Origin of the sequence: Ancylomarina salipaludis (genome assembly GCF_004122035.1) — a bacterium.
Taxonomy (GTDB): Bacteria; Bacteroidota; Bacteroidia; order Bacteroidales; family Marinifilaceae; genus Ancylomarina; species Ancylomarina salipaludis.
In genome coordinates this window covers 140,894-155,987 of the sequence record NZ_SAXA01000006.1, presented here as the reverse complement: position 1 = coordinate 155,987, position 15,094 = coordinate 140,894, and the positions used below count along the sequence as shown (strand labels likewise).

The following is a 15,094-nucleotide window of genomic DNA, read 5'->3' as shown; positions in this document are numbered from 1 at the left end:
AGATTCAGTTTTAATAGTAAATTTTGAGTTGTGATGATGGGATGCAGGAACAAAGATTTAACTTTGTTAATCGGAATTTTAAAATATAAGAAAATGCGTGTAGTCATTCAAAGAGTGAGCCGGGCTTCGGTAGAAGTCGAAAATCAAGTTATTGGAGAAATAGGAAAGGGACTTATGATTTTAGTGGGGATTGAAAATTCCGATGGACAAGAAGATATTGATTGGCTTTGTAAGAAGATTTGTAATCTAAGAATATTCGACGATGAAGCAGGTGTTATGAACAAATCCTTGATAGAGATAGGTGGCGGAATTCTGGCTATTAGTCAGTTTACTTTGCATGCTCGCACCAAAAAGGGGAACCGTCCTTCCTATATCAATGCTGCAAAACCAGACCATTCAATTCCTCTTTATGAGTCATTTTTATTGGCTTTGGAAAAGGAGAGCGGAAAGAAACCTCAAAGGGGACAGTTTGGTGCCGAAATGCAGGTGGCTTTGGTTAATGACGGGCCGGTGACCATTACAATTGACAGTAAAAACAAAGAATAGTTAGTACGATGATGTGTTGATTTTCTGATGTGATGATTTGTTGATTGGCTTGGGAGTCCCGAAATTTGCACCTATAAACTCATAACTCATAACTCATAACTCATAACTCATAACTCATAACTCATAACTCATAACTCATAACTCATAACTCATAACTCATAACTCATAACTCATAACTCATAACTCATGAACGAATTAAGTATAAAAGCGGCTCAGGAACAAGTTGATGCCTGGATTAAAGAATATGGTGTGCGTTATTTTAGTGAGTTGACAAATATGGCCATTCTGACCGAAGAAGTTGGTGAAGTAGCCCGTTTGATCGCTCGAAAATATGGTGATCAATCATTTAAGTCCAGTGACTCCGATAAAGATTTGGGCGATGAAATGGCCGATGTCCTTTGGGTATTGATTTGTTTGGCCAACCAAACCGGAATTGATTTGACTGAAGCTTTCAAAAAGAACCTCGAAAAGAAAACGTCCCGGGACAAGAACCGACACTTGGATAATAAAAAACTCAGGTAGCTATTTATCCCATGTCTAAGTGTAAATAAATTAATGTTATAGAAATAGGGGAAGAGTAAAAATTATCTTAGTTTTGTGCTCTTAAGACAATATTCAGACTTTTATGGGAAAGAATATTGATGGAAAAATCAGCGAATAAAGATTCGCAACTGGTTATTAATTATTTACTTACATTATGGAGAGAGACATTTTAGAAATCTTAAAATCATACGATCTTAAGATTAGCGATGCAGAAGTAAAGGCAAATGTCAAATCAATTTTGGATAAAGATTTTGAAGCTTTATACACAATTGAGAATCTTAAAAAGAATTTTTCTTTTATTGATTTAACGACTCTAAACTCTACTGACACGCATGCAAAGGCTAAAAGTTTTGCTGACAATGTAAATAACTTCCAGAACGATTTTGACATGCCAAATGTGGCTGCTATTTGTGTATATCCATACCAGGTACCTACATTGAATGAAAACTTAAAAGCTGAGGGCGTTAGAATAGCTTCTGTAGCAGGTGTTTTCCCATCTTCTCAATCATACGTTGAAGTTAAGGCATTAGAATGTAAAATGGCCGTTGAAAAGGGAGCTAATGATATCGATATTGTGATATCAATTGGAGCTTTTCTTGAAGGACATTATCAAACGGTGTTTGATGAAATTGCGATTCAGAAAGAGGCTTGTGGTGAGGCTCACTTGAAAGTTATCCTTGAGACAGGGGAGTTGAAAACGGCAGAAAATATTCGTACCGCATCTATCATTGCAATGGAAGCCGGAGCTGACTTTATCAAGACTTCAACAGGTAAAGTGCCAGTGAATGCAACATTAGAGGCAGCTTATATTATGACTCAGGCGATTACTGAGTATTATGAGAAAACAGGCCGAATGGTTGGTTTTAAACCAGCAGGGGGAATTGCAACAGCTAAGGATGCTATCGAGTTTTATGCAATTTCGAAGAATAACTTGGGTGAGGAATGGTTAAATAATAAGTGGTCCAGAATTGGAGCTTCAAGCTTGGCAAATAACCTGCTTACTGAGATTCATAAATTGGAGACTGGTGAGGAAAAAGAAATTAAGTATTTCTAAATCAGATTCTAATCAGTTATTAAAAACCGGACTTGTTCCGGTTTTTTTTTGCTCAAAAATTACTTATTCAAAATTTAAACTTGTTTTTTTAGAATTATTATGTAACTTCATTTTTGGTTTAACTATCTGTTTGGCATTAAAATATGTCTGTTTGTCTGTTTTTTTAGGCTAGTTATGGTAAATTTCAGCGAATATAAAAGGAGCGTTATTCCAGTAATTCATGATTGATTCACTCATTTAAAGTAGGGAGATAGAAGCGTTGATTAGGATATGATTTAAGCCGTTTTGATAAATTTTCTTAATAATGGAATTAAAAACTGATTTGTATAAGGTTGAGAAAATTCAAGAACTCGAAAATGAGATTTTTGAATTGAAGCAACGGTTGAATAAAACTGAAGCGGGATTGCCTTGTAAAAGCATCTTGAATGAAGATCAAAAATTGGTTGAAGGATTCGGCGTCATTGATCATAATTTTAACATTCTGTCTTTTGATGCAAAATCAAATAGTTTTAGAAAGAATAAAGACGATAGGTCGTCCGGACAGAAATGCTATTCTGTTTTTTGCAATTCGAATGAACCTTGTGCCGGTTGTACAATTTTGAAGAAGCGTGCCAGTAAATTGGTATGGTACTCTCTGCAAACACAGTTGCCAGATAACCAGCGAAAATGTAAGAAAAATATTATTGCTTCATTTGAATCTAATGAACCTAATGCCCCATTTTTAGTAGAAACCGACTTGTTTTATCAGCAACTTTTTGAATCAAAGGGAGATGCATTGCTTATTTTGAATTGTAAAGGGCAGGTGTTGAAATTTACAGATAAGTTGAATGAGATGTTGGGCTATAGCAAAGAGGAATTTTCAAAATTGACTGTATTTGATATTGATGATCCGACCAATTCTCTCACTTTTGAAGAGAGAGTGAGTCAAGTTCGGGAAACAAAAGGAGCGATTTTTGAGACAGATTTAATCACAAAATCAGGAGACCTCATTCCAGTTGAGAGTAGCTTGTGTCCTATTAAATATCATGATAAGACCGTATATTTCACAAGCTTTAGAAATATCCAGGAAAGAAAGGAAACCGAAAGAGAATTGCATGAAAGTGAAATTCGATTTCGAACTCTGGTTGAAAATGCGACTGATCTTGTTATGAGATTTGACCGTGAGTATCGTTACGTTTTTATCAATTCTGCTTCACTTCATGTATTTGGAATTCCACCTGAAGATTTTATAGGTAAGACACATCACGATATGGGTTTTCCCTACGATTTATGTCAGCTTTGTGAAGAAGAGATGGATAAGGTTTTTGAATCCGGAATATCCGATGTAATCGATTTTTCAATTGAGGTGAAGGGACGTGAAATTTCTTTTGAATGGCAACTGATTCCTGAATTTGATGAAGAAGATGAAATTCCTTACCTCATGGCAGTTGCACGAGATGTTACCAAACGCAAACAGAGCGAAAAAGCTTTGGAAGAAGCTCTGAAAACCAAGGATAAATTCTTTTCAATTATTGCTCATGACCTAAAAAATCCATTTGGATCCTTGCGGGCACTTTCCGAAGCTCTACAGTTAAACGATGATCTTACGAAAGAAGAAATTAATGAATTCGCAGAAATTATTCATGCTTCTGCTTGTCAGGGGTATGATTTGCTTGAGAATTTATTAGATTGGTCACGTTCACAAAGGGGAAATATAAAGTGTGAACCTGAAGAGTTTGATTTGATTGAACTTGTAGAGTCAAATATCAATTTGCTACAAGCAAATATTCATAAAAAGAAGATTAATATTCATTTTAACCCGGACCATAATAAAACTGTTTTTGCAGATAAATATATGGTTGATACAATTATTCGGAACCTGATGGCTAATGCAGTTAAATTCACATATATGTATGGGAATATTGAAATCAGTCTACTTGATCGGGAAAAGCATTATGGTCTTTCCATCAAGGATGATGGGAAAGGAATTAGTCAGGAAAACCAGACCAAATTATTTGATATGGATAATCAGTATTCCAGTAAAGGCACTGCCATGGAAACCGGAACAGGTCTTGGGCTGATTCTCTGCAAAGAATTTATTGATTGCAACAATGGTGAGATTTGGGTTGAAAGTGAAAATGGAGAGGGCAGTTGTTTCTCATTTATTGTCCCCAAAAATAAGAGTGGATTTACTTCTTAACTCCAATTTCTAAATCATAAATCTAATAATCGATTTTATTTTTCTCTGTCTATCGTATAATGAACAAGGGCTAGCATGGCATTTTTGATTTCTGAATCAGGAAAGGTCATCAAAATAGCTTCTGCCTTTGCTTTGTATTCAAGCATCTTTTCCCGTGTGTAATCAATTCCGCCTTTTTCTTTTACAAAAGCAATTAATTCCTGCACTTTGTCTTTGTTCTTATTATGCTTTCTGAGGCTTCTGATCGCCCATCTTTTTTCTTTGGGAGTACAGTTTCTTAAAACCGAAATAAGGGGAAGAGTTAGCTTTTTTTCCTTAATATCATTGCCTGTTGGTTTTCCAATGGCAGCTTGTTTGTCATAGTCAAACAAATCGTCCTTAATTTGGAAAGCTATTCCCAGATAAGCCCCAAATTGCTTCATTTTTTCCTGAGTTTCGGCATCAGCATTTACCGAAAGAGCTCCCAGTTGGGTACAAGCCGCAATTAAGCTGGCTGTTTTTTTATAGATAATATCAAAATAGACCTCTTCTGTGATATCTAGTTTTTTCGATTTTTCAATTTGTAAAAGTTCCCCTTCACTCATCTCTTTTACAGACTCAGACACAACTTTCAGTTGCTTAAATTCATCATTGTCCAAAGCAATTAATAAACCTTTGGATAGAAGGAAATCGCCAACTAAAACGGCAACTTTCGATTTCCAAAGGGCATTGATCGAAAAGAATCCACGTCTTTCGTATGCTTCATCAACCACATCATCGTGTACCAAAGTGGCTGTGTGTAAAAGTTGAGTAAGAGTTGCAGCCGTATAGGTCGACGCATTGACTTCTCCGCAAAGTTTGGCTGTTAAAAAGACCAATATTGGTCGGATTTCTTTCCCTTTTCTCTTGATAATATATTGGTTAATAACATCAAGCAAGCGAACTTTAGTCCGCATGGCATTGCGAAAATAGGGATTAAACTCTTTTAACTCTTTTTCAATAGGAGCCTTTATGGTTTTTAAAGTTGAAGCTTTTGTCATAGAAACCAAAGGTAAAAATTTCGAGACATCAACAGCTAAAAAAAATATAAATTTTCAGACCCTATGGTCTTTATCAAATTATTGGGTCTTATGATTGAATAAATGCATCCTTATGAATTTAGAAAAGGGGAAGGTTAATTGTGTAAAAAGATATTATTCAGCATATTTGGGGCTATATTCTATTCAGAATACTCATAAATTAGTATCAAATTAACAAATTTAACTATTTCGATATGAGAGATTTCTTTCTTAATAGAATATATTTATATATTTGCATAATTATTAAATGCGAGTTTAAGTATAGTGTATGAAAATTAACGAATTAGAACCGGAGAAATTAGAACAAGCTGCCAATATGCTAAAAGCAATTGCGCATCCCATGCGTATTGCAATTTTGGGTCATCTTGATGATGGTAAGAAATTGACAGTTACTGAAATACATGAGTTGTTGAATATTGAACAATCAACAACTTCGCACCATTTGGGTATTCTAAAAGATAAGGGTGTTTTGCAATCGAAACGTGAAGGTAAAAACACGTATTACTTTTTGAAGCATTGTAGTTTAAGTAATATTGTTGATTGTGTGAGCAAATGCACAATGGGATAAATATTCATTTTTCTCTAATTTGAAAGTATCGTTTTCATGGCAAAAGTAAGATTAACCAAAGAGTTTCGATTCGAAATGGCACATGCCCTTTGGAACTACGATGGTTTGTGCAAGAATATTCATGGACATTCCTATATTCTTTATGTCACCGTTATTGGTGAACCTATTACCGATCAAGCTAACCCGAAGTTAGGGATGGTGATGGATTTTGGTGATTTGAAAAGAATTGTGAATCAGGAAATTGTTGATAAATTGGATCATGCAGTTGTTTTGAGTGACAGAACACCCATGTTGGAACAATTGAATATTCCTCAGATGTTTGAACGTTTTTTTGTTTTTGATTATCAGCCAACCTGTGAGAATATGATTGCTGACTTTGCTGAAAGAATCATCAAGCGTTTACCTGCCGAAGTGAAATTGCATTCCCTTAAACTTCACGAGACAGCCACTTCTTTTGCTGAATGGTTTGCAGAGGATAACTAATTCGAAATAAAATATATAAATTCAAGTCCGGTTTTGTTCCGGACTTTTTTGTACCCCTGGTTTTAATAAAATTACGATGATTTCAAGTTCTTTCAATTTCGATCAGATAAAGCCCGTGAATCCTTTATTGGCACTTTTCCCACTTGAACCCTATGGGATTAAACATGCTTACCGGGTTTTTAAGTTGGTTGACAAAATTTGTGATTTTGTGGAGATTAGTATCGAGAAGCGTCAAGTTCTTAAATTTTCAGCTCTTTTTAGTGATATTGGAAAAGAGAAGACGATGGATGTGAATCATGGGTTTAAATCGTATCAAAAGTTAAGTGAGCACAATTTCTTAGGCAAAAGTCGTTTTAATAATGAACTCTGTCGGTTTCTGATGCAGTGTCAGGCGATAAGGAGTGATGAACTTGAGAGTCATTTAGAAAAATATCAAATTGAAAATCGGGAAGAAGCTATTCTTTCATTAAAAGTTTTAAAGGATGCTTTAGCTCTCGATGCTTTCCGGTTTGGTAATTTTTGTGCGGCAGATCTTGAATTATCATGCTCTAAAAAGCTGGTTCTGTTTGCAAGCCAATTCTACAGGAAAAATTTAAACCAGGATTTCATTTTAAAGGAAATTGAGGATTGGTTGAGTCGTACCAATAATAATTGAACTCAAAAGAAAGCCTCAAAATATTTCTCTTACTTTTGTTCGTAATAATTGAAACGAATCATTAAAACACGTCGAATATATGTATTCATTAGATAGTAATCCTTACAAGAAGCTTTTTTTACTCGATGCTTTTGCATTGATCTACCGATCGTATTACGCTTTTATCAAGAACCCAAGATATACCTCTACAGGTATTAATTCTTCAGCCATGTTGGGGTTCACCAATACACTCCTGAATGTACTTGAAAAAGAAAAACCATCGCATATAGCGGTTGTTTTCGATCCTCCGGGTAAAACCTTTCGTCATGATATGTTTGAGGAGTACAAGGCTCACAGACCACCCATGCCTGATGATTTAAGAAATTCTATTCCCTATATCAAGCGTATCATTAAGGGCTTTAATATTCCAGAAATTGAGGTTGAAGGTTACGAGGCGGATGATGTAATCGGAACTTTAGCCAAGAAAGCAGAGAAGAAAGGTTACACGGTTTATATGATGACCCCTGATAAGGATTATGCCCAACTGGTGAGTGAAAACATCTACATGTATAAACCGGGGCGATCCGGAAATGAAACAGAGGTTCTGGGGATTCCTGAGATTTTAAATAATTTCGGACTTGAAAGCCCTGAACAGATTATTGATTATTTGGGATTGATGGGTGACTCTGCCGATAACATTCCCGGCTGTCCAGGGATTGGACCGAAAACGGCTCAGAAACTTTTGGCCGCTTATAAATCTATTGATGGAATTTACGAAAACACCGATAAGTTAAAAGGCAAGCAAAAAGAAAATATTGTGAATTCAGAAGAGCAAGTTCGTTTTTCGAGAGAATTAGCAAAAATTGCCTTGGATGCTCCTATAGACTATGTTGAAGATAAATTTAAATTGATAGATATCGATGAAGACACCTTGGGACGTGTTTTTCTTGATTTGGAATTCTTCAGTTTGAGAGAAAAGGTTTTATCTAATGCAAATAGTAAATCGATAGATAATACTGATAATGGAGCTTCCAACAGTGCCAAATCTGTGGGTAAGAGTCCGATAGAAGAGAAAAATGTTATTCTCAGAGAGCTTAAAGATTTGAAATCACAATTCTTTGTTCTTGATAATGCGGAAGTTAGAGCTGATTTGAGAGCCGATTTATGTGTGCAAAAATCCTTCTCATTTAGAACAATTTTGAGCGATTCGGATCCCAATCAGTCCGAAATTATAGGTTTGGCTTTTGCGTTCAGAAATGACCGTTCATTTTTTGTTCCATTTCCTCAAGATCCATCTGAAGCAAAAAAAGTGGCTCAGGAATTCCGATTTATTTTTGAAGATGAAAAAATTTTGAAAATAGCTCATGACATTAAACGTGATATTTTGGCATTGCGTTGGTGTGGGGTTGAATTAAAAGGAGCCATTTTCGATACCATGATTGCCCATTATTTGATTCAACCCGAATTGAAACATGATTTGGAAAATATTGCCGATAGCATTATTCATTACAAATTAATAGAGGAGGAGAAAGCGGATACGAAAAAGAAGGCGCAGTTAAGTCTGATGTTGGAACCGGAACCCATTAAACACGATAAGTATTGTGAGGAGACACTCGTAAATCTTGAGTTGGTTGAAGTTTTGGAGAATGAATTGACCGATAACAATCTGTTGGATCTATTCTACAATATGGAGATGCCTTTGGTTTTAGTTCTGGCTGAGATGGAATTTACAGGTGTGAAGATTGATGTGCCGATGCTTAAGTCTTACGCATTAGAATTGAATGCTGAAGTAGAAGGGATAGAGAAGGAAATTATCGAAATGGCAGGTCAGGAATTTAATGTGGCATCGCCTAAGCAGTTGGGAGAGGTTTTATTTGAACATATGGCTCTTGATCCTCAGGCTAAGAAAACCAAGTCGGGACAATATTCAACTTCGGAACAGGTGTTGAGCAAACTGAAAGACAAGCACCCTATTATAGAGAAGATTCTTACTTTCAGAGGTCTGAAAAAGTTAATTTCTACTTATGTAGAAGCTTTGCCGACTTATATCAATAAAAAATCCGGGCGAATTCACACCTCATTCAATCAGGCTGAGGCAGCTACGGGTCGTTTAAGTTCTACCAATCCGAACATACAAAACATCCCGATTCGGACACCACAAGGTCGATATGTGCGCAAAGCCTTTATTCCTTCAGATGAGAATCATGTTTTTCTGTCGGCAGACTATTCTCAGGTTGAGTTGCGTTTGATGGCCCATATGAGTCAGGATCAGGCGATGATTGATGCTTTTAATCTGGCAGAGGATTTTCATCAGGCAACAGCAGCAAAAATATACAAAGTTCCCATTGAGGAGGTAACCAGCGATATGCGTTCGCATGCCAAGTCGGCGAATTTTGGAATTATTTATGGTATTTCGGCTTTTGGTTTAGCCGAGAATTTGAAAATATCGCGTAAGGAAGGGAAGGCTTTAATCGATGGTTATTTTGAATCTTACCCTGGTGTTAAAGCTTTTATGGATAAAGCAATTCATGATGCCCGAGAGAATGAATATGTGGTCACTATAAAAGGCCGTCGTCGTTACTTGAAAGATATAAATTCCAGCAATGGGATGATGAAATCGATTGCTGAGCGAAATGCGATTAATGCGCCTGTACAAGGTTCTGCAGCCGATGTAATCAAGTTGGCTATGATTGGTATCAGTAAGCGAATGAAAGCTGAAGGCATGCAGTCTAAAATGCTGATTCAGGTGCATGATGAATTGAATTTCGATTGTTTAAAATCAGAGCTTGATCAGATGAAACGTATTCTTCGCGAAGAGATGGAAAATGCAGTGAAACTGAGCGTGCCACTAACAGTAGAGATGGGAGTAGGTGAAAACTGGCTTGAGGCTCACTGATCCGATTGAATAAAGAAAATATAAAAGTGGTATTTGCTTGATGCAGACACCACTTTTTTTATTTAAAATCTCAAAGTCAAGTAGATATATTTATGATTACATCCTCAAATTAGCACATTATCTCATCATAATTTGTAAGTGCCACTTTCCAAACGAATTATTCCATCTTTCAAAGCTTGGTAAAGATTTGTGATTTTCTTCAGAGCATTATCGCCCATGAGTATTTTCTGACCCGTGAGGATCATGGGTTTGTCTTTAGCTTTTGCAATGAAAGAGCTAAGGAAATCCAAGCCTTTTTGACTTTGATCTTCTGAGTTCATTTTTTTGAAGCCAAGTGAAGAAAGTTCATTTTTCAATTCGTGAGATGAAATAAGGAAACTATCTGCTTCATCATCCACCCAGGGAAGTGGGAAAGTCAGCTTATTTTCACTTTTTTTAAGCACATCATAGTAGATAAAACGACCTCCTTTTTTGAGTACCCGTTTGACTTCGGAATAGAGTTTGGTTTTATCCTCAATGCACATTTGTACATGTTGTGTGATGACCAAATCAAAATGATCTGAAGGGTAGTGGAGTTGAGTAGCATCGGCTTGGACAAACTCGGTTTTATCTTCAAGACCAACGAGTTTTGAAAGTGACCTGGCCGTTTTGATATGCTGCTCTGAATAATCAACACCATTCACTTTGCAGCCATATTTCTCAGCCAACATGCGACAGCTTCCGCCTAAACCACAACCCAAATCGAGAACCTGAGAATTGGGCTTTAGTTCAATTTTTGAAAATAACTCTTCACTGACAGCTCTTCCGCGCACATGAAATTCATCGTATGCAGAGGTCTGCTTTCTTGTGATATCAATTTTGGAGATGCCTGTCTTTTCTATGGCATCAAGTATCATTTGGTATTGATTTGACTTCATAATACAAAGAAAGTAAAGATTGCTGATTGTGTATTAATGAATGAGCTAATTCGCGAATGAGTAAAAGAGTGAAATGGTGGTTTTCTGGTAAAATACTACAACTATGCTCATCGATAACTGACAACTGATAACCGAAACCTGCTTTGTAATCTAAGTCCTAATTTCTAATCCTTATTTGTATTTCTAACTCGATCTATTTTTCTTACTTTTAGGTTTTGTAAATTCAGTTTGAGGCTCAAAATGGGCTTTCCCTGATAAAATTATCATTCGATTATGAAGATTATATCCTATAACCTAAATGGCATACGTGCCGCTATTAGTAAAGATTTGGTAGGTTGGTTAAAAGCCGAAGATCCAGATATTTTATGCATTCAGGAAACAAAAGCGCAACCCGAACAGATTGAGTCTCACCTTTTCGAAGAGCTGGGCTACCATTGTTATTGGCACTCGGCTGTTAAAAAGGGCTACTCAGGCGTGGGGATTTTGACAAAAATTAAGCCCAATAACATTTATATTGGTGTTGATAATTCTGAATTCGATGTTGAGGGACGTGCCATTCGTGCTGACTTCGATGGCTTTTCAGTGATGTCGACTTACCATCCGTCGGGAACGACAGGTACGGTTCGTCAGGACTATAAAATGAGCTGGTTAAACTACTTTCATGACTATATTCAGAAATTGAAAGAGGAGATTCCCAACCTGATTATTGCAGGGGACTACAACATTTGTCATAAACCGATTGATATCAATAAGCCAGAAAACAAAAAAGGTGTATCAGGTTTCCTTCCCGAAGAGCGTGAGTGGGTGAGTGGTTTTATCGCTTCCGGTTTTATCGACAGCTTTCGGGTTTTTGACCAGTCGGCAGAGAAATATTCGTGGTGGAGCTATAGAGCCGGTTCTCGTGGCAAAAACCTGGGTTGGCGCATCGATTATCATATGGTGAGCGAAAGTCTGCGAGAGAAGCTAAAAGGTGCTTCAATTCTGACTGATGTGGTGCATTCCGATCACTGCCCTGTGGTGGTTGAGATTGATTAAAGCTTGCAGATTTGTAGTCGTCCAATATTATTTCTGAGGGTCTCACTTTTTTTGTGAGGCTCTCAGTAAGAAGGATGTTTAATAATTAATCATACTCTGACATGTATAGCTTTTTTATAGTCAGAGCATGATGATAATTGCAATAATATAAGCCGTCAGAATCAATGTTCTGACGGTTTCTGTTATTTTATATAGTACTCGAGATTATTCTTTGGTGGATTTGCTTTTTCCAAAAGTGTAACGGATACCAATTGAACTTTGCAACATGCTGTCATAATCGGTGAAAATAGGCAGTAATTCCACATGAAGCGATAAGTTCTTAAAATTTTCGAATGGGGCCACCTGAACACCTATGGGAATAATAAGACCACTTTCGTCTCTGATTTGAGCACCCAGACCCACATAGAAATTGTAATCCTTTAATTTAAGAGCATCATAGCATAAAACGAATTCGGTATTGAGGTCTTCAAAAGTTAGAGAAAGCCTGGCTTCTCCCCATATCTTTTCAGTGAAATGATGGGCTAAACCTATTTTTGAATCTGAAGAGTTGTAGTAGGCAAGGCTGGTTTGTGAGAAACCTTTATTGGCTACTAGAGTGAGGAGAAGAATAAACAATGAAATTTTTAAAAGATTGTTCATGGCAGAAATGAGTATTTGTTTGATAATGGAAATATTCAATTGTTAAGTTAGTTAAATGTTTTTTATTTATAAACTATAGTTTTATTGATCTTAATTTCAATTAGGGCTTTCTAATAGATTTCCAGCATGCATTAAACTCGCAAAGGCAGTTAATGAAGACTGCTATCTATGATCTGATCATTTTTTTCAATCAAAATTTCTGGTGAAAGAAGTAAATAAAAACTTAATTTTGCGTTTAGATCTATTGATTGGTTTGGGCCTTTCCTAAAGAGGTTTAAATCGTTCATATAGAGCATTCTTTTTTATTCGATTCCAATTCTACCATGATGAAATTTCAATTATCCAGTGGCAAAAAGATTCTTATTGCTGTTTGTGCTTTTTTATTTATTCTTTTCTTTTTTCTCTCCTCATTTGTAAAATATTGGGTGGTTAAAAATTCTGAAGAGCTTGTGGGGCGTAAACTAAGCATTGGAGAATTGCATTTTAATTATGCGAAAGTTGCTTTGAAGATAAAAGGATTTGAACTTTTCGAAGCGGATAAACGAGATCGTTTTGTGACTTTTGATGAACTGAAAGTGAACTTTTCACCCTGGCATTTAATCAACGGTGAATATGCATTTTCTGAAATTTACCTTGATGGTTTAGATGTTTCGGTGATTCAGGATAGTTTGGGTTTTAACTTCGAGAGTATGATACCCAAGCAAGATTCAGTTGTTGAAGAACCCAATGAGAAAAAAAGCTTAAAGTTTGCTATTGAGAATATTCATTTCAAGAATGGCTCTTTTAAGTATACCGATGTTTTAAAGAAAAATACCATCGAGTTTAAGCAGATGGATTTGGAACTCCCATTGATCGCATGGAATAATGAAAAGTCGGAAATGGGAGTGGATTTTACTATGGGAAATCAGGGTAAGGTTCGGGTGAATGCTGATGTGGATCATAGTAAGAATGCTTATGCCATTGATCTGATTATGCAGTCTATCGATTTGGAGCCTATCAAGGCTTATTTGACAGATTATATCAATATCTCATCTATTTCGGGGCAGCTAAATACGAGTATAAAACTCAAGGGGAGTTTGGATAAACCGACAGATTTAATTGTGTCAGGGCAGGTGAACCTTGATCGTCTTGATATGAAGGATGGAGATGAGAAGAAATTATTGGCAGCTAAAAGTATTGATGTTGCCTTGGATTCGTTGAATCTGGGAACTTCGCATTTTGAAATTGGGATGGTCCATGTCGATTCTCCTGAGATTTATGCCAGCTTGGATAAGGGATCGAGCAATTTTGAAAGGTTTTTAAGTCCTGTGATGCAAGTCGATTCTTTGGCGACAGATACAATTAATGCTCAGACTGATACAATAACAAATTTATTCTATAAAGTGGATAGCATTTCGGTGAGTAATGGACGCTTAAGTTTTACAGATAACACCTTGAATCGTGATTTTGTGTACGATCTGTCGGATATTAGCATTGCCATGGGGAAACTGTCAGATCAGGTCGATTCTATCCCTTTAAAATATGAAATGAAGCTTCAAGGCTCGGGAAGATCAGCCGGAGAAGGTACCTTTAGTTTGAAAGATTTAAAGGCCGTATCTTTTAAAAGTCATGTGGAAAATCTTGAGATGATGAGCTTTTCGCCTTATACCGAGTTTTATATTGCTCGCCCCATCACACAGGGGGAGTTTAATTATAAAATCCGTATCGAGATGACGAGTACACAGTTGAAGAATGAAAATAATATTCGCATTTCGGAGTTGGATTTTGGTGAGAAAACCAAGGACAAAAACACCATAAAAGCACCGGTCCGTTTGGCGCTTTATTTGTTGAAAGATAAAGATGATTTGATTGATTTTGATTTGCCTGTATCGGGTAATCCATCCGATCCTGATTTTAGAATCGGGAAGATAATTTGGAAAACCTTGATGAATTTTCTGGTTAAAACAGCCAGTCAGCCTTTCAATATTTTGGGGAATTTTGCAGGCGGAGATCCTGAGAGTATCAAAACCATCCCTTTTCATTATTTACAGGATAGTCTGGATGCGGTTCAGAAGAAGAACTTAACTAAGATTGCCACCATTTTATCTAAGAAAAAAGAGTTGAAATTTTCATTTGTTCAGCAAACCAGTCTTCAGCAAGAAAAGGAATTGCTTGCGATTAAAAAATCAGTTAAAAGCTTTTGCAATACGAATGGGATGGCTTATCCGACTGTTTCAGATGATCAGCTAAAAGCCTGGGCTGTGGCTAATCCGGATTTTCTTGCTTATCTGAAAAGCAATACAAATCTGGAAGAAGGGGCTAGTTTATCAGCCAGCTGTATCAAACTTGTAGGTGAGGATCAGTTGAATCAAGATTTTTCAGATCTATTGCAAAAAAGGAATACCGTTTCGCAGGTTTATATGCAGGACAGCCTGAGCTTGGATCTTGGGTCCTTCGATGTGAAAACTGCTGATTTAAGAAATATGCCGGAGCAATTGAAATCACCTAATTTCAGAGTTGAAGTTTCGTTGAAATAACGCCTATCTGGAGATTGATTTTTTCG

General features: G+C 36.5%; 13 protein-coding genes. 10 read left to right on the top strand and 3 right to left on the bottom strand.

The window, feature by feature from the left end; all coding sequences use genetic code 11:
* Positions 1-93: 93 nt before the first annotated feature.
* The 4 genes from dtd (at position 94) to EO244_RS08370 (ending at position 4,322) form a co-directional block, all read left to right on the top strand.
* On the top strand, positions 94-546 hold the full coding sequence (dtd, locus tag EO244_RS08385; protein WP_129254219.1) for a D-aminoacyl-tRNA deacylase: 453 nt from the start codon (positions 94-96) through the stop codon (positions 544-546).
* Positions 547-732: 186 nt separating this feature from the next.
* Entirely contained in the window at positions 733-1,068 is a 336-nt protein-coding gene (locus tag EO244_RS08380) for a nucleotide pyrophosphohydrolase (protein WP_129254218.1), read from the top strand.
* 175 nt (positions 1,069-1,243) lie between these two features.
* Entirely contained in the window at positions 1,244-2,143 is a 900-nt protein-coding gene (deoC, locus tag EO244_RS08375; protein ID WP_129254217.1) for a deoxyribose-phosphate aldolase, read from the top strand.
* Positions 2,144-2,447: 304 nt separating this feature from the next.
* Positions 2,448-4,322 (top strand): PAS domain-containing sensor histidine kinase, encoded by a 1,875-nt coding sequence (locus EO244_RS08370; protein ID WP_129254216.1) that lies wholly within the window; start codon positions 2,448-2,450, stop codon positions 4,320-4,322.
* Between the two features lie 35 nt (positions 4,323-4,357).
* Here the strand turns inward: EO244_RS08370 and EO244_RS08365 are convergent, their stop codons facing one another.
* Positions 4,358-5,341, bottom strand: coding sequence for a polyprenyl synthetase family protein (locus EO244_RS08365; RefSeq protein WP_129254215.1), 984 nt, complete (start codon positions 5,339-5,341; stop codon positions 4,358-4,360).
* A 307-nt stretch (positions 5,342-5,648) separates the two neighbouring features.
* On the opposite strand from EO244_RS08365, the gene EO244_RS08360 reads away from it, so the two are divergent.
* From EO244_RS08360 to polA, 4 genes are all read left to right on the top strand, one after another.
* Positions 5,649-5,948, top strand: a complete 300-nt coding sequence (locus EO244_RS08360) for an ArsR/SmtB family transcription factor (protein ID WP_129254214.1) — start codon at positions 5,649-5,651, stop codon at positions 5,946-5,948.
* 36 nt (positions 5,949-5,984) lie between these two features.
* Entirely contained in the window at positions 5,985-6,431 is a 447-nt protein-coding gene (locus tag EO244_RS08355; RefSeq protein WP_129254213.1) for a 6-pyruvoyl trahydropterin synthase family protein, read from the top strand.
* Positions 6,432-6,507: 76 nt separating this feature from the next.
* Positions 6,508-7,086 carry an HD domain-containing protein gene (locus EO244_RS08350; RefSeq protein WP_129254212.1) on the top strand — a complete coding sequence of 193 codons (579 nt, stop codon included), beginning with the start codon at positions 6,508-6,510 and terminating at the stop codon, positions 7,084-7,086.
* A gap of 79 nt (positions 7,087-7,165) precedes the next feature.
* Positions 7,166-9,961, top strand: coding sequence for a DNA polymerase I (polA, locus tag EO244_RS08345; RefSeq protein ID WP_129254211.1), 2,796 nt, complete (start codon positions 7,166-7,168; stop codon positions 9,959-9,961).
* A gap of 125 nt (positions 9,962-10,086) precedes the next feature.
* Here the strand turns inward: polA and EO244_RS08340 are convergent, their stop codons facing one another.
* The gene (locus tag EO244_RS08340; RefSeq protein WP_129254210.1) at positions 10,087-10,878 is read right to left on the bottom strand and encodes a class I SAM-dependent methyltransferase; all 792 of its coding nucleotides are present in this window, start codon (positions 10,876-10,878) and stop codon (positions 10,087-10,089) included.
* Positions 10,879-11,151: 273 nt separating this feature from the next.
* On the opposite strand from EO244_RS08340, the gene EO244_RS08335 reads away from it, so the two are divergent.
* Positions 11,152-11,913 carry an exodeoxyribonuclease III gene (locus EO244_RS08335; protein WP_129254209.1) on the top strand — a complete coding sequence of 254 codons (762 nt, stop codon included), beginning with the start codon at positions 11,152-11,154 and terminating at the stop codon, positions 11,911-11,913.
* A gap of 204 nt (positions 11,914-12,117) precedes the next feature.
* On the opposite strand, the gene EO244_RS08330 is transcribed toward EO244_RS08335, so the two are convergent.
* On the bottom strand, positions 12,118-12,552 hold the full coding sequence (locus EO244_RS08330) for a hypothetical protein (protein ID WP_129254208.1): 435 nt from the start codon (positions 12,550-12,552) through the stop codon (positions 12,118-12,120).
* A 326-nt stretch (positions 12,553-12,878) separates the two neighbouring features.
* Between EO244_RS08330 and EO244_RS08325 the strand changes: the two genes are divergently transcribed.
* On the top strand, positions 12,879-15,068 hold the full coding sequence (locus tag EO244_RS08325; RefSeq protein ID WP_164977445.1) for a DUF748 domain-containing protein: 2,190 nt from the start codon (positions 12,879-12,881) through the stop codon (positions 15,066-15,068).
* Positions 15,069-15,094: the final 26 nt, after the last annotated feature.